Consider the following 21,147-nt stretch of genomic DNA (forward strand, 5'->3'; position numbering starts at 1 on the left):
CTTAGAGCTCCTCCAGAGTGGTGATGAACGCCGCGAGCTGGGCGGCGGTGACGCGAGTGGTCGGGCTCCCGGCGAGGTATGCCGTGAGCTGGGGTCCCAGCGCGACGGTGGCGTCGGCGGTGGTGTCGTCAGGCGTCGTGCCCTGGGCGAAGGTCAGGCCGCGGCGGTCCCGCAGTCTTTCCACGGCGAGGCCGCTCAGGGCGGCATGGAGCCGGGCGGCGGAGGCCGAGTCGCCCGAACCGGCTTCACGGATGTCGACAGCCAGGCGGCTGATCCGCGAGTCGGCGCCGCGGGGCGGAGCTGACTCCGTGAACGTGTTGTCCCAGTCCGTCGACTGCCGGGACTGCCACAGCCACTGGGCGAGCACGGCGAGGGCCGCGAGCATGGCCAGCGCGGCAAGGAGCATCCCCGCGTTGCCGAGGACGGGGACCGACACCGCGAGGGCGCCCACGGCCACAGAGACGCCGAGGACCACGAGAATCAGCTGGGCAGGTGCCAAGCCGGAGAGGCGGCGGATCACCGTGCGGCCGCCCCGGCTCGGCCAGCCCTGGCCTGCGCGAGCTGGGCGACGGTCCGCTGGAGCTCGGCCTGCACCTGCACGAGGGCCACGCGCGCCGTCGTGCGCTGCTCCTCGGTGATCGGGTGACGGGAGAACCGAGCCTCGCGGTAGAGCGCGGCCAGGGTGTCCAACGGTGCCCGGTCGACCCGGTACGAGCGCAGCACCGTGCTCACGAGCTCGGCCGACGTGCGCGAGTCGTCGTCCCTCACGCCGGCGCTGCGGACGGCGTCCTCGAGCGACACCCAGGCGGCGATCACGGCGTTGGCGGGGGTGCCCCGGGCGAGGAGCTCCACGCCCTCGCGGGCGCCCTCGAGCAGGACCTCGGGGAGGACGTCGACCGTGCCCTGCGGAGCGGCGGCATCGGCGCGCGTCGCCCAGCGGTCGCGCAGCGCCCGTCCGATGGCCACCAGCACCACGATCACGACCACCGCGAGCACCAGCTTCATCGCGAAGCCGACCAGGCTGACCAGCAAGGGGTCGCTCGTCCGGACCGGTGCGGCCTTCAGGCCCTGGTTGGTGGCCGAGGCGATGGGGCCGGGTCCGTACTCCTCGCCCGGAGCCTTGGAGTCGGGGCCGGAGAAATCCTGCCGCGCGAAGACTCCGACCGGTCCGGCCGCGGACACCCAGGCGGCGAGCAACAGCGTTGCCAGCGTCCCCACGCCCAGGCCCAGTCCACGTCGCGTCACGGTCATCGACCTTAGGGATCTGGGCCCGCTGTGGCGAGCGAATCGCCCCAATCCGTGCACAGTTCGTTACGCAGCGATGAGTTCTGCACTCCCGCAGGGTCTGTCCTCATGTGGCACCGGTGTGCCTAGGCTGGACCAGCTGGTCGGAGGACTGCTGGCTGGGCGGACCAGCTCCTCGGAGGGCTGTGGACGGGACGACGAAAGGGGACCTGATGACCGAGGTGCGCGAGCGGCCTGACGTGGAGGACTTCCCCGAGGCCACCGACGGCTTCAGGCGAGAGCTGACGGCCCACTGCTACCGCATGACGGGGTCGATCCACGACGCAGAGGACCTCGTCCAGGAGACCTACCTGCGGGCGTGGCGGGCCTATGCCGCGTTCGAGGGGCGCTCGTCCGTGCGGACGTGGCTCTACCGCATCGCCACCAACGTCTGCCTCACCGCCCTCGAGGGCAAGGACCGCCGGCCGCTCCCCGCTGGGCTGGGGACGCCGTCGAGCAGTGCCGGCGACCAGCTGGTGGAGTCCACCGAGGTGTCCTGGCTGGAGCCAGCCCCGGACCCCCTGGTAGCGGGGGAGACGTCCGACCCGGCCGCCATCGTCGCGCAGCGCGAGAGCATCCGGTTGGCCTTCGTCGCGGCCCTCCAGCACCTGCCGGCCCGCCAGCGCGCCGTTCTCATCCTGCGCGACGTCCTGCGCTGGAAGGCCTCGGAAGTCGCCGAGGCGCTCGAGACGAGTGAGGCCGCGGTCAACAGTGCGCTGCAGCGCGCCCACGCCCAGCTCGCAAAGGCTCGCGTCACGCAGGACGACGTGCAGCCCGAGCTCGACCCGCAACAGCAGGAGATGTTGGACCGCTACGTGAAGGCGTTCTGGGACAAGGACATCACCGCCATCGTCGGGATGCTCACCCGCGACGCAGTGTGGGAGATGCCGCCGTTCACGGGCTGGTACCTCGGGGCAGAGAACATCGGCCGGCTCATCGACACGCAGTGCCCCGGTGGTGAGCACGACATGCCCATGGTCGCGACGAGCGCCAACGGCCAGCCGGCGTTCGGTCTCTACATGCGTCAGCGCGACGGGTCGTTCGCCCCGTTCCACCTCCAGGTGCTCACGCTCGACCGCACAGGCAAGGTCAGTCACGTCGCGGCGTTCTTCGACGCGGCGCTGTTCGACACGTTCGGGTTGCCCGCCTCGCTATCGGCCGGCTACACCGGTCCCTCGTGAGGCCGCAGGTGCCCGCCGCGACCGGTCACAGCCGGCCGCCCAGCGCAGTGGAGCTGCTCGAACGGGCCATCGCGTACACCCGTGCCAGCCTGGTCCTGGTGACCGAAGCCGACCTCGACCGCGCGACGCCCTGTCACGGGTGGTTGCTGCGAGACCTGCTCGGCCACATGGACGACTCGCTCGAGGCGATGGCAGCCGCGGCCCAGGCCACCTCGCTCAGCCTGGTGCCCTCCGTGCCACCGACCGAGGGCGCCGACCTCCTCGACAGCATCTGCATCCGGGCTCGGGGACTGCTCGGCCACTGGCAGCCGGTGCGTGGCGGCGCGGCGGACGCCGACATCGACGTGGCCGAGCTCAGCCTGCCCCGTGAGCTGCTCGGGGCGGTCGGCGCCCTCGAGATCGCCCTCCACGGATGGGACGTCGCCGAAGCGATCGCCCAGCCCAGGGCCATCCCCCCGGAGCTCGCCATGGACCTGTGGCCGGTGGCTCGCGACCACATCACGGCCGCCGACCGCCCTTTCCGCTTCGGTTCGCCGGTCGAGGTGTCGGACTGGGCGACGCCCGCGACGCGCCTGCTGGCCCACGCTGGCCGGTCCGCGCGGTGGTGCACACCGGTCTGAGCCTCGCCCCCGCCGGCACCTCGCCGGCAGCCCGCCGGCAGCCCGCCGGCGCCCGTGCTGGCGCCCCTGCCGCGAGCCGGACCGGTAGAAGTTTGCGGCCCCACCCGCGAGGATGGGGCCATGTCCTCGGGGTTCCGGTTGCGCAGCGGTGACATCGGCCCCATCCAGCAGAGTCCGGTGACCTGTGGGTCGGCCTGCCTCACCGTCGCCCGGATGCTCGTCAACCCGGCCTTCGCACGCTGGATCACCACGGGTGAGGGCCCGCGCGGTGACGCACCCGCGGGAGCGACCGAACAGGAGCGGTTCGCGGCATACGAGCGCGTCGTCATGCGGCGCACCAACCGCCTGTATGCCGGGGGACGACGACTCAACCTGCCGTGGCCGCGCGCACTGGGCACGCCACCCTGGGGCGCCCGCAAGGAGCTCGAGTTCGGTGCCTCCCGCCGGGGCACGGACTACGAGCTGCGACCGGTGCGGCAGCTCACGCGGGGGGGACTCCGGGAGGCCCATGCCCGGCTGGTCGAGGTCGTGGCCGACGGCGAGCCCGCTCTGCTCTACATCGGCAACGGCCTGCTGCCGCGACACGTCACCCTCGTCCTGCCGGGTGACGGTGACCGCGTCCTGGATGTCTACGACCCGGCGACCGGTCAGGTGACCCTGCTCGACGAGGGACGCTTCGCCAGCCGTGAGCTGCGGATCGCGGGCTGGGATGTTCCGTGGATCACGGTGCAGCCCAACGGAACTCGTCGAGCTCAGGCCTTCGGCTTCTCCACCGGGATCAGTTCGGCGTCGCGCACCTCGGGCATCTCCGCCTCCGCGTAGTCGACAGTGCCGGTGATTCGGCCCGCCGCGCGCAGGTCGGCCTCGGCAAGCCGCACCCGCTCCGCCCACTCGGCAGAGCCGGCCAGCACGATCGAGGCCACCTCGGCACGCATGCCGACCTTGGCCTCCGACTTGGCCTTGCGCACGCCCGCCAGGGCCTCGCCCACGGCCGTCAGGACGTCCGTGTCGCCGCCGGCTCCCGCCGCCGTGTCCGCGGTCGTCGGCCAAGGGGCACGGTGGACCGAGCCCTCGTGCCACCACGACCACACCTCTTCGGTCACGTAGGGCAGCATCGGCGCGAAGAGGCGCAGCAGCACGTCGAGGGCGATGCGCAGGGCGGCCCTGGCTGACGCGGCCTCGGCCTCGCCCTGGCCGCCGTATGCGCGGTCCTTGACCAGCTCGAGGTAGTCGTCGCAGAAGGTCCAGAAGAACGTCTCGCTCACCTCGAGCGAGCGCGTGTGGTCCCAGCCCTCGAACCCTGCGGTCGCCTTCGAGACGACGTCACCGAGCTGGGCGAGCATGGCGCGGTCGAGCGGGTTGGTGACGGCCGTCTCAAGCTCCCCGTCAACCTCCCCGAAGGAGAGGGCGAACTTCGTGGCGTTGAGGATCTTGATCGCCAGGCGACGACCGACCTTCATCTGCCCGGTGTCGTAGGCCGCGTCGGCGCCCAGGCGCCCACTCGCCGCCCAGTAGCGCACGGCGTCGGCGCTGTGCTCCTTCACGACGTCCTCTGGGGTGACGACGTTGCCCTTGGACTTGCTCATCTTCTTGCGGTCGGGGTCGAGGATCCACCCTGACAGGGCGGCGTTGCGCCACGGGACCGAGCCGAACTCGAAGTGCGACCGGACGACGGTCGAGAACAGCCAGGTCCGGATGATGTCGTGCCCCTGGGGGCGGACGTCCATCGGGAACACGCCCGCGAACAGCTCGGGGTCGTCGCGCCAGCGACCGGCGATCTGCGGAGTCAGCGACGACGTCGCCCACGTGTCCATGATGTCGGGATCGCCGACGAAGCCGCCGGCCTGACCGCGCTGTGACTCGTCGTAGCCTTCGGGAGCCTGGGCCGCGGGATCCACCGGCAGCTGGTCCTCCGCCGGCACGAGCTGCTTGTCGAAGACCGGCTCGCCGTTGTCGTCGAGCGGGTACCAGACCGGGATCGGCACACCGAAGAATCGCTGGCGCGAGATCAGCCAGTCGCCGTTCAGGCCGCTCACCCAGTTCTCGTATCGGGCCTGCATGAACGCCGGGTGGAACGAGACCTGGCGACCGCGCTCGATCATCTCGGCGTTGAGCTCCGCGTCGCGCCCGCCGTTGCGGATGTACCACTGCCGGGACGTGACGATCTCGAGCGGCTTCTCGCCGCGCTCGTAGAAGTTGGCCTTGCGCTGGGTGGGCTTCGGCTCCCCATCGAGGTCACCGGACTCGCGCAGGGCAGCCACGATCGCCTCGCGTGCGCTGAAGGTGGTCTTCGTCGCGACGTGCTCGGAGAACAGCTGCTCGCCCGGACCGCCGACCAGCCACTCCGGCACCTCGGCCTGGATCCGGCCCGAGCGGGTGATGACGGACCTCGTCGGCAGCTGCAGCTCACGCCACCACAGCACGTCGGTGAGGTCGCCGAACGTGCAGCACATCGCGATGCCGGCGCCCTTGTCGGGCTCGGCGCCCGGGTGGGCGACCACGGGGATCTCGACCCCGAACAGCGGTGAGCGGACCGTCGAGCCGAACAGGCCGGCATACCGCTCGTCGTCGGGGTGGGCGATCAGGGCCACGGCGGACGGGATCAGCTCGGGCCGGGTCGTCTCGATGTAGATCGGACCGTCCTCGCCGTGGAAGGCGACGCGGTGGTAGGCGCCGGGATAGTCACGCGCCTCCAGCTCGGCCTGGGCGACTGCGGTCTGGAAGGTGACGTCCCACAGCCCTGGCGCCTCGGACTGGTATGCCTCGCCGCGCGCGAGGTTGCGCAGGAACGCCTGCTGCGCAGTGGCTCGCGAGTGGTCGTCGATGGTGCGGTAGCTGATGTCCCAGTCGAGGCTGAAGCCCATCCTCCGGAACAGCGACTCGAAGGCCTTCTCGTCCTCGACCGTCAGCTCGTCGCAGAGCTCGATGAAGTTCTGCCGCGAGATCGGCAGGGTGTCGGCTGCCTTGAGGCTCTTGGCGTCACCGCGGTGCGGCGGCTCGAAGTCCGGGGCGTAGGGCAGCGAGGCGTCGCCGCGCACGCCGTAGTAGTTCTGCACTCGCTTCTCGGTGGGCAGCCCGTTGTCGTCCCAGCCGATCGGGTAGAACACCTCGAGGCCCTGCATCCGCTTGTAGCGCGCCATGCAGTCGGTGTGGGTGTAGGAGAACACGTGCCCCATGTGCAGGCTGCCGCTCGCGGTCGGGGGCGGGGTGTCGATCGAGAAGACCGCCTCGCGACCCTTCCCGAGTGCTGCAACCCGGTCGAACGCGTAGGTGCCCTGGTCCCGCCATACCTGCGCCCACTTGTCCTCGAGCCCGTCGATCGAGGGCTTGTCGGGGATCGTGGCGGCGCCGGACGTGGTGGGTGCATCGGTCATGGCGTGAATCTTCCCATCCCCCCGCGCTGGGTGACGAACTGGTTGCGGGTATGCCGCGTCCGGGCCCGCGTCAGGGCCCACGTCCGCCTGCCCGGCCCGCTCCGCGCGCCCTGCGGATCTGCTGCACCCCTAGGGTGGCCCCATGGAGCCCGTCTACACCCCCGTCATCGGGTTGGCCCGCGCGTTGTTCGCCGCCCAGGGCCTCAAGATCACCCTGAAGGGCACTGAGCACCTGCCGAGGCACGGGGGAGCGGTGATGGCGATCAACCACACCGGGTACTTCGACTTCACGTATGCCGGGCTGGCGGGTGTCGACGTCGGGCGCTACGTGCGCTTCATGGCCAAGAAGTCGATCTGGTCCAACCCGGTGGCCGGGCCGTTGATGCGGGGGATGAAGCACATCCCGGTCGACCGCGAGGCCGGTCTGGGGTCGTTCGACGCCGCGCGCGACGCGCTGCGCGCCGGCGAGATCATCGGGGTGTTCCCCGAGGCAACCATCTCTCGGTCCTTCGAGCTCAAGGCGTTCAAGTCCGGCACCGTGCGCCTCGCGCAGGAGGCCGGGGTCCCCGTGCTGCCGACCACGATCTGGGGTTCGCAGCGAGTCTGGACCAAGGGGCAGCCCCGTCGGATGGGCCGGCACGGCATCCCGCTGCTCATCACGGTCGGCCCTCCCATCGAGGTCGGCGCCGACGAGAACGCCGTGGCCGCCACTGCACGGGTGAGGGCAGCCATGGACGCCCAGCTGCGCACGGACCAGGCGGTCTATCCGGCGTGGCCGGACTCCGAGCGACACCTGCTGCCGGCACGCCTGGGCGGCACCGCGCCGACCCCCGAGGAAGCGGACGCCATGGACGTTGCCGACCGCCGCCGCCGTCGCACGACCTGACCGTCGTTGCGGCGCCGGATGACGGTCGGCGCCCGTGCTCAGGACTTGTTGTGTCCGGCTGCCTTGCCGTTGGCCTTGGGCTTGTCGTGGCCCAGCGCCTTCCCCTTCGACGTGGCCTTGCCGTGGCCCAGGGCCTTGCCCTTGCCGCGACCCTTGTCGTTGGCGTTGGAATCGGCCCTTGCGGCGACTTTGGCGGCGGCTTTGACGGCCTTGTCGTTGGCCCTGGCGCTCACCCTGGCCTGGCGGATGGCCCTGCGGGTCTCCCGCGCCGAGGCGTGGCCGTTGCCGTGGCCGTTGCCACCCGACACCCCGGGCCCGCTCGGCGGCGGGACGACCGGCGGCGTGCTCGGCGGTGTGCTGGGCGGGGTGGTCGGGGGAGTGGTCGGTGTGCTCGGCGTGGTGGGCGTGGTCGGGACCTCGGTGGGCGTCGACGGCGTCGAGCCCTGGGGGACGAAGGACGCCAGCACGATCTCGGTTCCCTTCGACCGTCCCGGCAGGGTCACTGTCTGAGGTGTCCTGCCACCGCCCGTTGCCGGTGGCTCGTCGGTGCCGGGCCGACCTGGCACGACCGGTGGGTTCTCGGTCGTGGCGTCACCATCGGAGGACGGAGACCCCGGGCGGGCCGGACCCTCTGCCGTGACGAGCGGACCCCCTCCGTGATCGCCGAAGAGGCCATCGATGGCCACGGTGATGAGACCGCTCATCGCAGCCGCCATGCCCACGCCACCGACGGCGAGCCCCCACACACCCACTCCGACGCCGACCCGGGCCGGCCGGCTCAGGGCCCCCGTCACAGACCCGACGGCAGCCAGGGAGATCGCCGGCGGGGACCCGGTGGCGGCTGCCTCCAGGCCGAGTAGCTCGGCCAGGGGGAGCTGCTCGACAGCGCCCACGGCCGGTCCGGCTTCGGCCCCGATGGCCGCGCCCACCGCGCCCGCGGTCACGATGGTCGTGGGGGGCGCAGCGTGGGCGGGGCCTTTCGCCGTCGGTGCCGGACCAGCGAGGGCTGCTGTGATGAGCGGGGTGACGAGCCGCACGTCGGCGACCTCGCCATCGCGACCGGGAGCGCGGAGGGCCTCGGTCAGCTCCCCGAGCGACATCGTCAGGCGCTGCTCGCTGCTCTGGACGAGGGCCAGCACGTCAGTGGGCTCGTGGTCGGTCAGGCGGGACGTGGCATCGCGATCCAGGTTGGCGACGAGCCCCATCGCGAGCACCTCCGCCTGCTCGGGTGGGCACGCCCGCAGGGTCTCGATGGCGTGGTCCACGTCGTCGCCGGTCGTCGAGGCGGTCTCGGGTGCGGTGCTCCCGGTGTCAGTCCTCAGGCTGCCTGCCGCGGCGGCCCGAGCCGAGCCGATGATGAGCTCGAGCCAAGCGTCCTCATCGGGAGGGCAGGCCATCAGCTGAGGGAGTGCCGCGGTCCACGCGCCGAGGGCCAGGTCTGACAGGGCGGCGGGGTCAGCGTCGGTCGTGACGCGCAGGTACCGCATCAGCACCGGGTTGGTGGCCGCGTACAGTCGTGCGAAATCGTCCTCGACGCCCCCCTGGGCGCCGAGGAGGTATGTGGCGATTTCCCACGGCACGCGCCCATTCTCCTCCGGTTGACGGTCAGTCTGCCTCAGCCGTTCGGCCCGGAGTTGGCGATTTCAGTTGTGGATCCGGTGCTCGACGTGCTTAGCCGCAGGTCACAGGGCTGACCGAGTCGGATGACGCCTGGCAGCGTGTCCGATGTCGGCGGGCTGAGACGGCGTGTCCGATGTCGACGAGCTCAGACGGCGTGACCGAGGTGGGCCATCGCCTGACGCAGCAGCGCGCCGTGGCCACCGTCCATCTCCTCGAGCAGCGAAGGGGCCACCGCCTCGTCGGGGGTGAGCCAGGCCAGGTCGAGGGCGTCCTGCTGCGGCTGGCAGTCGCCCGCGACCGGGACGACGAATGCGAGTGACACCGCGTGCTGCCTCGGGTCGTGGAACGGGGTGACGCCCGGTGTGGGGAAGTACTCGGCGACCGTGAACGGCAGGGGGCTCGCCGGGATCTGCGGCAACGCCATCGGCCCGAGGTCCTTCTCGATGTGCCGGATCAGGGCGTCGCGCACGCGTTCGTGGTAGAGGACGCGACCCGAGACGAGCTCGCGGTTGATCGCTCCGTCGGAGGCTCGCAGGAGCAGGCCGACTGCGGTGAGCGCCCCCCGCTCGTCCACACGTACAGGGACGGCATCGACATAGAGGATCGGCAACCGCTCTCGCGCCGCATCGAGCTCCTCGCGGGTCAACCAGGACTCACTGCGGCCGAGTTCGAGGTGGCTCATGTCCCTGTTTCTACCAGTCACCCCACCGCATCACCTTTATCGGGTCACTACACCTGGACCCGACAAGGGTGGGAACGGCGGGAGAAGGGTCAGGACCAGTAGACCCGGCCGGGGTTGAGGATCCCGCGCGGGTCGAAGAGGGCCTTCACGGCGCGCTGGCGCTCCAGCTCCCGCTCGCCGAGCTCCTGCGCCAGCCACGGGGCCTTGAGCGTGCCCACACCGTGCTCGCCGGTGATGGTGCCGCCCATCTGCAGGGCGGCCGTGATGATCTCGGTGAAGGCCAGGTGCGCGCTCTCGCGACTGGCCGGGTCGGCGGGGTCGAAGAAGATGCTGGGGTGCAGGTTTCCGTCGCCCGCATGCCCTGCCATGACGATCTCCAGTCCGCGCTGCGCGGCGATGGCCTGCCCGGTCCGGATGAGGTCGGTGAGCCGTCCGACCGGCACGCAGACGTCCTCCAGGTAGCGGGCGCCCTTGGCCTCCAGCGCCGGGCTGAGCGCCCGCCGCCCGGCGAGCAGCAGATCGGCCTCCGTGGGGTCGTCGGCCACGGCGACGTCCACGGCACCCGCGTCGGCGAGCACCGCGGCATACCGTTGCACGTCCTCGGCCGTGTGGTCGGGGCGGTCGGACTGCACGAGCAGGGCGGCCTCGCAGTCCTGCGGGAAGCCGTAGTCGGCCAGCGACTGCACGGCGGCGATGGCGGCTCGGTCGAGCAGCTCGACGAGCGAGGGCACGTGACGTTCGAGCCGCAGGCCGACGATGGCGCGCCCTGCCGCGTCGAGCGAGTCGAACGTCGCGAGCACCGTGAGCGCGGGGTCGGGCGCAGGCACGAGCCGGGTGGTCACCTCCGTGATGACGCCGAGGGTGCCCTCGGACCCGACGAACAGCCCGGTCAGGTCGAGTCCGGCCACACCCTTGGCGGTGCGGTGGCCGGTGCGGATCACCTCGCCCCCGGGCAGCACAACCTGCAGGGCGCGCACGTAGTCGGCGGTGACGCCGTACTTGACGCAGCACAGCCCGCCCGCGTTGGTCGCGACGTTGCCGCCGATCGTGCAGAACGCCGAGCTCGCGGGATCGGGTGGGTAGAACAGGCCCTGCGCCGCGGCGGCGTCCTTGAGGTCCTTCGTCACGACCCCGGGGCCTAGCACCGCCAGGCCCTCGAGCGGGTCGATGGTGGTGATCCGGTCGAGCCCCTCCAGGTTGAGGACCACGCCGCCCTCGATCGCCACCGAGCTGCCCGTGAGGCTGCTGCGGGCACCTTGGGGCACGACCGGCGTGCGCGTCTCGTGGGCCCACCGCATTACTTCGACCACGTCGCCCAGGTCTCGGGCCCGCACGACCTCGAACTGGTGGGGAGCCGTGGCACCCACCGACTCGTCCACGGCGTAGGTGGCCTTGACGTCGGGGTCGGTGACGGCGCGGATGGGCAGCGAGGTGTCCGTGCTCATCCTCGGAGCGTATGCCGCGGGGCCGGCTCCTCGCCGCTGCGCCGGTCCACGAAACCCGCCTCTGCGTCGAAGGCGGCTCGGCGGGAGGCCCGCCGCAGGGTCCCGAGGACCGCTCGGCCGGTGACCGCGATGAGGACGACGTTGGTCAGGGCTCGCCCGATGTCCCACCAGAGCGAGGTGGCCAGTGAGAAGACCCCGAACCGGCGCAGGTTCTCCCAGGGGGCGGCACCCGCCACGAACGAGACGTCGCTGGCGAGCCCGCTGGCGAACGGCCAGAAGGAGAAGTTGAGGGCCACGCCGTAGAGGAGCCCGGACACCGCGCCATAGGCGGCCAGCGTGACGAGCTCCCAGCGCGCCGGCACGCGGGGCAGCAGGCCTGCGCCGAGGCCGACCCAGGCGGCGCCCAGCATCTGATAGGGCAGCCAGGGCCCGACACCGCCGGTGATGAGCGCGGACGCGAAGAGCGTCGTGGACCCCAGGACGAACCCGAAGCCTGGACCGAACACCCGGCCCCCGAGGACGAGCAGGAAGAAGACCGTCTCCAGACCGGCGGTGCCGGCGCCGAGCGGGCGCAGCGCGGCACCCACGGCCGACAGAACGCCGAGCATCGCCACCGCCTTGACGTCGAGCCCTCCCTCGCTGATCTCGAACAGCACCACCGCCATCAGCAGCGGCAGGAGCAGGGCGAACAGGAGCGGCGCGTCGGCGCTGTGGCCGAGGCGGGAGTCCGCGGTGGCGAACAACGGCCAGCCGAACGCGAGCAGCCCGGCGACCGACACGAGGACGAGCGCCACGGTGGAGCGAGGACGAAGCGCGATCACCCTGATCGGTGAGGCCATCAGCGCACCCCTCCCGCCGTCGCCGTGACCGCGGCCTGCACCTGGTCGAGCCGGAGGAGCCGGGTCGGCGCGAGGACCTTGGCGACCTGAGGCGCGAACGCGGGGGAGTCACACAGGATGTTCGCCGCCGGGCCGTCAGCGACGACCCTGCCTTCCGACATCACGACCACGCGGTCGGCGACGTTCGCGGCGAACTCCACGTCGTGGGTCGCCACCACGAGGGCGCGGCCGCTGGCCGCGAGGTCGCGCAACAGGTCGCCGAGGACCGCCTTGGCGGGGTAGTCCAGACCGCGTGTGGGCTCGTCGAGCAGCAACGCGCCCGGTGCGGCAGCGAGCTGGATCGCGAGAACGAGGGCGAGCTGCTGCCCCTCGGAGAGGTCGCGTGGATGGTGGTCGTCGGGTATGCCGGGTGCGAGCCTGTCGAGGGTGGCCCGCGTCGAGCCGGGCTCCGCTGCCGCCTCGTGGTCGGCCTGGCGGCACTCGGCTCCCACCGAGTCGAGGTAGAGCAGGTCTGGCGCACTCTGGGGCACCAGCCCGATGTGGCTGCGCCGGACCTTGGGGGACTCGGTGGCGGGGTCGACCCGGCCACCCGTGGCGGTGAGGACGGTGACCTCGCCCGCGCTGCGGCTGCCCGTGCCGTGCAGGGCCCACAGGAGCGAGGACTTGCCGGAGCCGTTGCGACCCATGAGGACAGCGACCTCTCCATCGTGCAGGGAGAGGTCGACCGAGCGCACGGCGGCCACGCTCCCGTGCCTGACGTCCACGCCCACGGCTGCAACCCGATCGTGGCCACCCGTGGTTGAGGTGACAGGCGCGGGAGCGGTGGGGGACCCGTCGGCGGCAGCGTCTGCGGCGCGGGTCAGGTCCCGTCGAAGGGTGGTCGCGGCCCGCCTGGCGTCACGGACCGTCAAGGGCAGCGGTTGCCAGCCGGCCCATCGACCGAGGTGGACGACCGGTGGGGCGAGCGGAGCGGTGGCCATGACGTCCCGCGGGAGGCCGTCGCTGACCGTGCCGTCGTCCGCCACCAGGATCACGCGGTCCGCGGTGCCGACGATGCGCTCGAGCCGGTGTTCGGACAGCAGCACTGTCAGGCCCAGGTCGTGGACCAGGCGCGACAGCGTCGCGAGGACCTCCTCGGCTCCCGTCGGGTCGAGCGCCGACGTGGGCTCGTCGAGGACCAGCAACCGGGGGCTCGCGGTGAGGACCGAGCCGATGGCGACGCGCTGCTGCTGGCCACCGGACAGGTCGCGCAAGGGCGCATCCCGCAGGTCCGCGATCCCGAGCAGGTCGAGCACCTCCTCGACGCGGCGTCGCATCGCCGGGGGATCGAGGGCGAGCTGTTCGAGCGTGTAGGCCAGCTCCTCCTCCACCGTGTCGGTCACGAAGCCGGCCAGCGGGTCCTGCCGCACCACCCCCACGATGCCGGCGAGGTCCCTCGGACGGTGCGTGCGGGTGTCCCGACCGCAGACGGTGACCCGTCCGGAGAGGTGGCCACCGGTGAAGTGCGGGACGGTTCCGTTGACGGCGCCGAGGAGGGTGGTCTTCCCCGAGCCCGTGCGGCCGGTGACGACGACGAGCTCCCCCTCCTCGAGCACGAACGACGCCTCGCGGAGGGCGGGGCGGGGGCTGCCGGCATACCGGATGGTCACGGCGTCGAACACGACCGGCGCCCTGGGGTCGGTGCTCATCGACCACCACTCCTTCGGGCTGCCGGAGGGGCCGGAGCCACGAGGGCGGGCACGGCGGCCAGCAGGATCCCCAGCACGGCGAGGAGTGGCAGCGCCGGTGCCGCCAACGGCTGGATCGGCAGGGCGAGGGCGTCGGGTGCTCGCCCGGCCTGGACCACCATGAGTGCAGCGGCCGCCACCCCGGCCCCGGCGACCAGCCACTCCGGGAGGGCCCACGGGTCGGGCCGGTAGACGCTGCGCTGCACGCTTGCGCCACCGACGCGCACGCCGATGGCGGACAGGGCCAGCCCCAGGGCAAGCATCGGCATCCCGATCACTGCCGGTGCGGTGCCGTCGAGCAACCCGTACATGCCGACCCCGGCGCCCATCAGCCCGGAGAGGGTCAGCGCCCCGGTGAGGCGGCGGGTGGCGGCCGACTGCTCGGAGCGTCGGCCGTAGCCGCGCGAGTCCATCGCCGAGGCGAGGGACAACGACCGGTCGAGGGTGTCCTGCAGCACGGGCAGGGCGACCCGGCCGGCCGACCTGATCCCGCCACCGCCCTCGCCGCGCAGCACCCTGGCGCGACGCACGCGTTGGACACTCTCGGCGAGCTGCGGGGCCACGGTCACGGAGATGACGACGGCGGTGCCGATCTCGTGCAGGGCGCTGGGCAGGGCGCGAAGCAGCCGTTTGGGGTTGGCCAGCGCGTTGGCGGCCCCGATGCACGCGATCAGGCTCGCGAGGCGCAGCCCCTCGGCGGCGGCAGCGAGGACGCCCTCGAGGTAGAGCGGGCCCAGCACCGTGATGCCGGGGAGCTCGACGCTCGGCAGCCAGTAGAGCCGCGTGGTGCCGAACTTGAAGCCCACCAGCACGTGCAGCACCACCCTGAGCACGATGATGAACCCGCCGAGCACGAGGTAGAGCCGGAACGCACGCGACCACGGCGAGCTGCCGCGCCTGGCCGCGACGACCAGGCTGGCCACGCTCACGGCCAGCAGCAGCAGGAGCGGGTTGTTCGTGCGCGAGCAGGCCACCGCCAGCCCGATCGCCCACACCCACCAGGCGACGGGGTGCAGGTGACGGGACAGCGGTGTGCCGGCGGCGCGCACGAGCGGCTACGCGGTTCCTCGACGACGCACTGCGAGGTATGCCGCGCCGGCACCGACCAGCCCCACCAGACCGAGGCCAGCGAGCAGGGTCAGCGGCGAACCGGAGTCGGGCGTGGCCGATGCTGCGTTGTCCGACTCACCGCTGCCGGTGGAGCCGGCGGAGGTGGTGCCCGATGACGTCGCGGAGGTCGTGGTGGTGCCTGGCGAGGTCGTGGTGGTCGACGGCTTGGCGCCCGGAGTCGCGCTGCTCGGCGATCCCGGCCGGGTGCCGGCGCCAGCGCCTGTGCCGGCACCGGCGCCGGCCGCGGGGGTCGAGCCGGAGGTGCTGGAGCTGCTGGGCCGGGCCGGGGTGGTGCCCGCGGGTTTGGGTGCGGGTGGCTTGCTCGACGAGCTGGAGGCGCTCGGCTTGGGCGACGGCTTGGGCGTGCTCGGGCTGGCAGCCGGAGGCGGGCTGCTGGGGGCGCCGCCGGACCCGAACGCGAACCCGATCACGGTGCCCGGGGCGGGGTTGTAGCTGGCCACCCCCGAGCTGCTGTAGGTCCACGATCCACCGCGCGAGGCATGGAAGAACGCCCAGTAGGCGTTGGCCGGCGGCATCTGGACGCACGGGTCGCTGGCCGGTGTCCCGTTGATCCGGCACACGACGGTGCCGGGGTAGCGCTGGGGGCTCACCACCGTGGCCACGGCCTTGAGGGCGGACATGGCCGACGCCGGATCGCCAGGCGCGCAGGACGTTGACGAGCTGGATCCGTAGTCGATGACGACGGTGACCCCGGACGTGCCCGAGCACGCCGCCGCCTGGGCGGCCCCGCCCGGGAGGGCGAGGCCGCCGGCGACGACGAGTCCGGCGACGGCGACGAGGCGCGCGAGCAGCCGCATCAGGCGTGCACGCCCTTGCGCCGTGCCAGCACGATGGCCCCTGCTCCGGTGAGCAGCAGCAGCGCTCCGAGGAGGGTCGCCGCCGCCACATCGGCACCGGTGAAGGCCAGGTTGCCGGGCACGGCCGATCCGGGGTCGGAGGGGTCGGCCGGCGCCGGCGCGGCCGCGGTGGTGCTGGTGCCGGCACTGTTCGAGCTCGTCGAGCTGGTCGAGGAGGTCGTGGTGGAGGTCGTGACCGCGGGGCAGTCGAGTTCGGGCGCCGTGGCGTCGGCGCCGACGGCCGACACTGCGTACAGCGGCGTGCCGGCGAGTGCGAGGGCGGCCTGCGACGTCGAACGACGGTCCTGGTCCACAGGGGCTGCGGCGGTTCCGGCGTCTGCCTGGTCGTCGTAGGCGGTCTGGTCGTAGGCGATGCCACCGCGAACGCCTGCCGGGAACGTGCAGCCGTACTGCAGTGCGGCGACGAACGATGCGGCGCGACGAGCATTGGCGCTGCGTCCACCTGCCAGGAAGGCCTGTCCGGCGAGACCGGTGGTGTTGGCGTTGAGTCCTGTCTGGGGTCCGCCGCCTCCGACACCCCCCGACGCTGCCTGGCGCGTGGCGAGGTAGTCGAGGCCTGCGCTGACCTGAGCCGTCGCGCCGCCGATCGCGATCAGGGCCTGGACGGCCATGGCCGTGGCATCCGGGTCCGCGGAGGCAGGATCGGTGCAGCCGGCATCGGTCATGAACAGCAGGAAGCCACCGTTCGAGCACTGCTGGGTCAGCAGGTACGCCCGCGATGGGGCGCTCGTGGTGACGGCGGCCCGGTGCAGTCCGATGAGGGCGAGTGACTGGCCGAACGTGTTCGAGAAGTCGCCGTACTGCGACTGGTCCGAGAACCGGCCGTTCTGTGCCTCTCGCGCCTGCAGGGTCGCGACGAGGTTCTGACCCCCGAAAGCGGTCGGGTCCACACCTTGCGCGATGGCGACGTTGAGGAGCTTCGCGACCGCGCCCGCCGCGATCTCATTGGGATCGCCGAAGCCGACGTAGTCGAGGACGTGGTTGGCGAGGTACGCGGTGGTCAGGGCGGCCTCATCCTGCCCGGCCCCCGCTGCCGCGAGCGCCAGCACGGCGTCCGCGGTGACGCCGTAGTCGGCGAACGTGCCGAAGCCGGGGACCACGGTGGAGAAGTGGTGCTGGCCTGCGGCAAGCTCCCTGACGAGGTAGCCGGCGGCGACCAGGGCCGGGTCGGTGGAGGTCTCGGGGAGGACGGCGGCAGCGTTCAGCCCATACCGGCCCGCCCGGCCGCCGGGGACCAGTCCGAGGGTGGGGGAGGTGGTCTTGGCGGCGCTCGACTTGGTCAACCCGGTGGTGGCGGTCGTGGTGCTGGGAAGGGTGCTCGTCCCGGTGGTGGTCGAGCCTGTGGCGGACGTGGTCGTCGAGGTGTCGCTGGGGGGCGGGGTCGTGGTGGTGGCCGAGGTCGAGCCGGTGGGCTCGCTCGTGGCGCTGCCGGTCCCGGTGCTCGTGGTCCCGGTGCTCGTCGTGCTCGTGGTGCTGACCGGGGTGGGCTCGGTCGTCCCGGCGAACGCCGCGCCGGGCAGGACCAGGGCTGCCCCCAGTGTCAGGGCCAGTGCAGCGGCCGGACGGGCGCTGCGGAGGGTGCGGTGCATGGTGCCTCTTCACTGCGAACGGTGTCGCGACGGGTGCACCGGCACCAGAACGTGAAAGACCCCCGGCGTCGCTGGAGCGACATCGGGGGGCGGCCTCGGACCTGGTGTCCGGGCTCCGCCCCGCGTACCTCGACGGAAATGGAGCCGCTTCGCGATCCAGGTGTTCCGGCTCGCCGCGTTTCACTGCGGCCTACGGTTGCGGGTCAGCGCCGGAGTTGGACCGGCTTCCCCTGGTGTCGCGTCGTGGTGTTGCCCTGGGGCAACGCCGCTCAGACTACACCGCAGCACGGTGCCCTTCCGCCGCGCGGACGTGCCCTTCGTCACGGCCCGCTAGACTTGGGTGCACAGGCACTGAACCGGCCATCACCGGGGAGCCTCCGGAAGAACGGTCACGGCGCCACGCGGCATACGCGCGGGGTGGTGGCTCACTAGAACCGGACGGGTGGGTCCGTCACAACCTCGAGCAAGAGCGGTCGTATGCCGCGGGCCTCCTCGGGCGCGTGGGTGCGGCAAGCGAGGTGGTACCGCGGTGCCGCCGGGAATCCCGGCGATGTCGTCCTCGTGTGAAGAACACGAGTGATGTGAGGACCGCCGACACCATGACCTATCCGAAGGTCTCCAGCCACACCGAGCCCTCTGGCGTGCCCGCCTCGCCCCGATTTCCCGAGATCGAGGAGCGGATCCTCAGGTACTGGGACGAGGACGGCACCTTCGTCGCGTCGGTGGAGAACCGGTCGGCGGGCACGAACGGTGACAACGAGTTCGTCTTCTACGACGGGCCGCCGTTCGCCAACGGGCTGCCGCACTACGGCCACCTGCTGACCGGCTACGTCAAGGACCTCATCCCGCGCTACCAGACGATGCGCGGACGCCGGGTCGAGCGACGGTTCGGGTGGGACACCCACGGGCTCCCCGCGGAGCTCGAGGCGATGAGCCAGCTCGGCATCAAGACCAAGGACGAGATCCTCGAGCTCGGGCTGGAGAAGTTCAACGCCAAGTGCCGCGAGTCCGTGCTGAAGTACACGGGGGAGTGGCGCGACTACGTCACCCGTCAGGCGCGCTGGGTGGACTTCGACAACGACTACAAGACCCTCAACCCCGACTACATGGAGTCGGTCATCTGGGCCTTCAAGGCGTTGTACGACAAGGGCTACGTCTACGAGGGCTTCCGCGTGCTGCCCTACTGCTGGAACGACCAGACCCCGCTGTCCAACCACGAGCTGCGCATGGACGACGACGTCTACCAGAACCGCCAGGACCCGGCTGTCACCGTGGGCCTGCGCCTGGAGACCGGCGAGCTCGCGCTGGTCTGGACGACGACGCCGTGGACCCTGCCCGCGAACCTCGGCATCATGGTCGGCCCCGACATCGACTACGTCGTGGTCGAGTCCGACGTCACCGGCACCACCGAGCGCTACCTCATCGGTGAGGCGCGCCTCGCGGCCTACGCCAAGGACCTGTTCGGCGCAGACACCTCCGACGGCACCGACCCGGTCGACCCGCAGTCGCGCGTCGTGGAGCGGCTCAAGGGCAGCGACCTCGTCGGCCGGTCGTTCACCCCGCCCTTCTCCTACTACCTGGGCCACGAGCGTGCGCACAGGGTCTTCCCGGCGGAGTTCGTCACCACCGAGGACGGCACCGGGCTGGTCCACACGGCCGGCGCCTTCGGTGAGGAGGACAAGATCGTCACCGATGCCGCCGGCATCGAGCCGGTCATCCCCGTCGGTCCCGACGGCTGCTTCACCTACCCGGTGACCGACTACGAGGGTGTCCAGGTCTTCGACGCCAACGCGATGATCATCGACCACCTGAAGGCTCGGACGCGCGGTGAGGGCGAGACTGGTTCGGTCACCGAGGGCACCGTCCTGCTGCGCCGGGAGACCTACGACCACTCCTACCCGCACTGCTGGCGCTGCCGGCAGCCGCTGATCTACATGGCTGTCTCGAGCTGGTTCGTCGAGGTCACCAAGTTCAAGGACCGGATGCTCGAGCTCAACGAGCAGATCACCTGGGTGCCCGAGCACGTCAAGCACGGCCAGTTCGGCAAGTGGCTCGAGAACGCCCGCGACTGGTCGATCTCACGAAATCGCTTCTGGGGCAGCCCCATCCCGGTGTGGAAGTCGGACAACCCGGAGTACCCACGCCTTGACGTCTACGGCTCGTTCGCCGAGCTGCAGGCCGACTTCGGCGTGGAGGTCACGGACCTGCACCGGCCGTTCATCGACAACCTCACGCGGCCGAACCCCGATGACCCGACCGGGCAGTCCACCATGCGCCGGGTCGAGGACGTCCTCGACGTCTGGTTCGACTCGGGGTCGATGTCGTTCGCGCAGGTGCACTACCCGTTCGAGAACGCCGAGTGGTTCGAGCACCACTTCCCGGGTGACTTCATCGTCGAGTACATCGGCCAGACGCGGGGGTGGTTCTACACCCTGCACGTCCTGGCGACGGCGCTGTTCGACCGACCTGCCTTCTCGTCCTGCGTGAGCCACGGCATCGTGCTCGGCTCGGACGGCCAGAAGATGTCGAAGTCCCTGCGCAACTACCCCGACGTGCGTGAGGTCTTCGACCGCGACGGCGCCGACGCCATGCGGTGGTTCCTCATGTCGAGCCCCATCCTCCGGGGCGGCAACCTGGTCGTGACCGAGCAGGGCATCCGTGACGGCGTGCGCCAGGTGCTCATCCCGCTGTGGAACACCTGGTACTTCTTCTCCTTGTACGCCAACGCTGCTGGTGGCGGACAGGGCTACGAGGCGAAGTGGTCGACGGCCTCCACCGACCCGCTCGACCGCTACCTGCTGGCCAAGCTCGGCGAGTACGTCCGCACCATGCAGGAGCAGCTGGACGGCTACGAGGTCGCCAACGCCTGCGAGACGACCCGTGGCTTCCTCGACGTGGTGACCAACTGGTACGTCCGCCGCTCGCGCGAGCGCTTCTGGGACACCGGGACGGGCACGGGCTCGGGTTCGGAAGGCCGCGGTGCGGAGCAGGCGTTCGACACCCTCTACACCGCCCTCGAGGTCGTCTGCCGCGTGGCGGCGCCCCTGCTTCCTCTCACCACCGAGGAGATCTGGCGAGGACTGACAGGCGGCCGTTCGGTGCACCTCACCGACTGGCCGGACCACACCGACCTGCCGGCAGACCACGCCCTGGTCTCGGCCATGGACCGGGCCCGCGAGGTCTGCTCCGTGGCGTCGTCCCTGCGCAAGGCAGGTGGTCTGCGGGTGCGACTGCCACTCCAGGACCTCACCGTCGTGACGTCAGACGCGTTGTCGCTCAAGGACTTCGGCGGGATCATCGCCGACGAGGTCAACGTGCGCACTGTCACCCTCCGCGACCTCGGCGACGCCAGCGAGGCCGACTTCGGCATCACGCAGCGGCTCACCGTCAATGCCCGGGCAGCCGGTCCGCGGCTCGGGCGTGACGTCCAGCAGGCCATCAAGGGCAGCAAGTCCGGCGACTGGTCCGTGGCGCCCGATGGCACGGTGACTGCTGGGGGGCTGGACCTCGTCGAGGGGGAGTACACCCTCGAGATGGTGGTCGACTCGGAGCAGCAGGGCGGGGCCAAGGCCACGGCGATGCTGCCCGGTGGCGGCTTCGTGGTGCTCGACACCGAGGTCACCGCCGAGCTGGCCCAGGAAGGTCTCGCACGTGACGTCGTGCGGGCTGTCCAGCAGGCCCGCCGTGAGGCCGGTCTCGACGTGTCGGACCGGATCTCGCTGACCGTCACGGGGTCCCCGGCCGTCTGGGAGGCGACTGTGGCCCACCAGGCCCTGATCGTCGAGGAGACCCTGGCGACCCAGTTCGGCAGTGCCCCCCAGCTCGACGCGCTGCCCCAGCGCGAGGACGTCGCGGAGGCCACGGTCGGCGACGGCGAGCCGGTGCGCATCAAGGTCATGAAGCTCTGACGGA

Annotated in this window: 16 protein-coding genes and 1 riboswitch; of the genes, 5 read left to right on the top strand and 11 right to left on the bottom strand. The window is 71.5% G+C overall.

Going from position 1 to position 21,147, the window contains the following annotated elements; genetic code table 11:
* Nucleotide 1: 1 nt before the first annotated feature.
* Nucleotides 2-499, bottom strand: a complete 498-nt coding sequence (locus AC1DWP_RS00275) for a hypothetical protein (RefSeq protein WP_477612455.1) — start codon at nt 497-499, stop codon at nt 2-4.
* Nucleotides 500-516: 17 nt separating this feature from the next.
* Nucleotides 517-1,245 carry a DUF4129 domain-containing protein gene (locus AC1DWP_RS00280; RefSeq protein ID WP_477612456.1) on the bottom strand — a complete coding sequence of 243 codons (729 nt, stop codon included), beginning with the start codon at nt 1,243-1,245 and terminating at the stop codon, nt 517-519.
* A 212-nt stretch (nt 1,246-1,457) separates the two neighbouring features.
* Here AC1DWP_RS00280 and AC1DWP_RS00285 point away from each other — a divergent pair, with 212 nt between their 5' ends.
* From AC1DWP_RS00285 to AC1DWP_RS00295, 3 genes are all read left to right on the top strand, one after another.
* The gene (locus tag AC1DWP_RS00285) at nt 1,458-2,465 is read left to right on the top strand and encodes a sigma-70 family RNA polymerase sigma factor (RefSeq protein ID WP_477612457.1); all 1,008 of its coding nucleotides are present in this window, start codon (nt 1,458-1,460) and stop codon (nt 2,463-2,465) included.
* Nucleotides 2,462-3,085 (top strand): TIGR03086 family metal-binding protein, encoded by a 624-nt coding sequence (locus AC1DWP_RS00290; RefSeq protein ID WP_477612458.1) that lies wholly within the window; start codon nt 2,462-2,464, stop codon nt 3,083-3,085. The genes AC1DWP_RS00285 and AC1DWP_RS00290 overlap by 4 nt, the downstream gene beginning before the upstream one ends.
* Nucleotides 3,086-3,205: 120 nt before the next feature.
* Nucleotides 3,206-3,907 carry a hypothetical protein gene (locus tag AC1DWP_RS00295; protein WP_477612459.1) on the top strand — a complete coding sequence of 234 codons (702 nt, stop codon included), beginning with the start codon at nt 3,206-3,208 and terminating at the stop codon, nt 3,905-3,907.
* Here AC1DWP_RS00295 and valS read toward each other — a convergent pair.
* Nucleotides 3,838-6,459, bottom strand: coding sequence for a valine--tRNA ligase (gene valS / locus AC1DWP_RS00300; protein WP_477612460.1), 2,622 nt, complete (start codon nt 6,457-6,459; stop codon nt 3,838-3,840). The genes AC1DWP_RS00295 and valS overlap by 70 nt on opposite strands.
* Nucleotides 6,460-6,601: 142 nt before the next feature.
* Between valS and AC1DWP_RS00305 the strand changes: the two genes are divergently transcribed.
* Nucleotides 6,602-7,345 (top strand): lysophospholipid acyltransferase family protein, encoded by a 744-nt coding sequence (locus AC1DWP_RS00305; protein ID WP_477612461.1) that lies wholly within the window; start codon nt 6,602-6,604, stop codon nt 7,343-7,345.
* A 38-nt stretch (nt 7,346-7,383) separates the two neighbouring features.
* On the opposite strand, the gene AC1DWP_RS00310 is transcribed toward AC1DWP_RS00305, so the two are convergent.
* From AC1DWP_RS00310 to AC1DWP_RS00345, 8 genes are all read right to left on the bottom strand, one after another.
* A complete protein-coding gene (locus AC1DWP_RS00310; protein ID WP_477612462.1) occupies nt 7,384-8,925 on the bottom strand; it encodes a hypothetical protein in 1,542 nt (513 codons plus the stop codon).
* A 185-nt stretch (nt 8,926-9,110) separates the two neighbouring features.
* Nucleotides 9,111-9,647: an NUDIX hydrolase family protein gene (locus tag AC1DWP_RS00315; protein ID WP_477612463.1), complete on the bottom strand. Its 537-nt coding sequence runs from the start codon at nt 9,645-9,647 to the stop codon at nt 9,111-9,113.
* Between the two features lie 89 nt (nt 9,648-9,736).
* Nucleotides 9,737-11,092 (bottom strand): FAD-binding oxidoreductase, encoded by a 1,356-nt coding sequence (locus AC1DWP_RS00320; RefSeq protein ID WP_477612464.1) that lies wholly within the window; start codon nt 11,090-11,092, stop codon nt 9,737-9,739.
* Nucleotides 11,089-11,931, bottom strand: a complete 843-nt coding sequence (locus AC1DWP_RS00325) for an ECF transporter S component (protein ID WP_477612465.1) — start codon at nt 11,929-11,931, stop codon at nt 11,089-11,091. Before AC1DWP_RS00325 ends, AC1DWP_RS00320 begins: the two co-directional genes overlap by 4 nt.
* On the bottom strand, nt 11,931-13,619 hold the full coding sequence (locus AC1DWP_RS00330) for an ABC transporter ATP-binding protein (RefSeq protein ID WP_477612466.1): 1,689 nt from the start codon (nt 13,617-13,619) through the stop codon (nt 11,931-11,933). Before AC1DWP_RS00330 ends, AC1DWP_RS00325 begins: the two co-directional genes overlap by 1 nt.
* Nucleotides 13,616-14,707, bottom strand: coding sequence for an energy-coupling factor transporter transmembrane component T (locus AC1DWP_RS00335; protein WP_477612467.1), 1,092 nt, complete (start codon nt 14,705-14,707; stop codon nt 13,616-13,618). Before AC1DWP_RS00335 ends, AC1DWP_RS00330 begins: the two co-directional genes overlap by 4 nt.
* Nucleotides 14,708-14,713: 6 nt before the next feature.
* Nucleotides 14,714-15,586, bottom strand: coding sequence for a hypothetical protein (locus AC1DWP_RS00340; RefSeq protein ID WP_477612468.1), 873 nt, complete (start codon nt 15,584-15,586; stop codon nt 14,714-14,716).
* Nucleotides 15,586-17,235: a prenyltransferase/squalene oxidase repeat-containing protein gene (locus AC1DWP_RS00345; protein WP_477612469.1), complete on the bottom strand. Its 1,650-nt coding sequence runs from the start codon at nt 17,233-17,235 to the stop codon at nt 15,586-15,588. Before AC1DWP_RS00345 ends, AC1DWP_RS00340 begins: the two co-directional genes overlap by 1 nt.
* A gap of 103 nt (nt 17,236-17,338) precedes the next feature.
* Nucleotides 17,339-17,465: riboswitch (cobalamin riboswitch) on the bottom strand.
* Nucleotides 17,466-17,834: 369 nt separating this feature from the next.
* Here AC1DWP_RS00345 and ileS point away from each other — a divergent pair.
* On the top strand, nt 17,835-21,143 hold the full coding sequence (gene ileS / locus AC1DWP_RS00350) for an isoleucine--tRNA ligase (RefSeq protein ID WP_477612470.1): 3,309 nt from the start codon (nt 17,835-17,837) through the stop codon (nt 21,141-21,143).
* The last annotated feature ends 4 nt before the right edge of the window (nt 21,144-21,147 follow it).

The sequence above is a fragment of the Pedococcus sp. P2_F6 genome, from assembly GCF_056403675.1.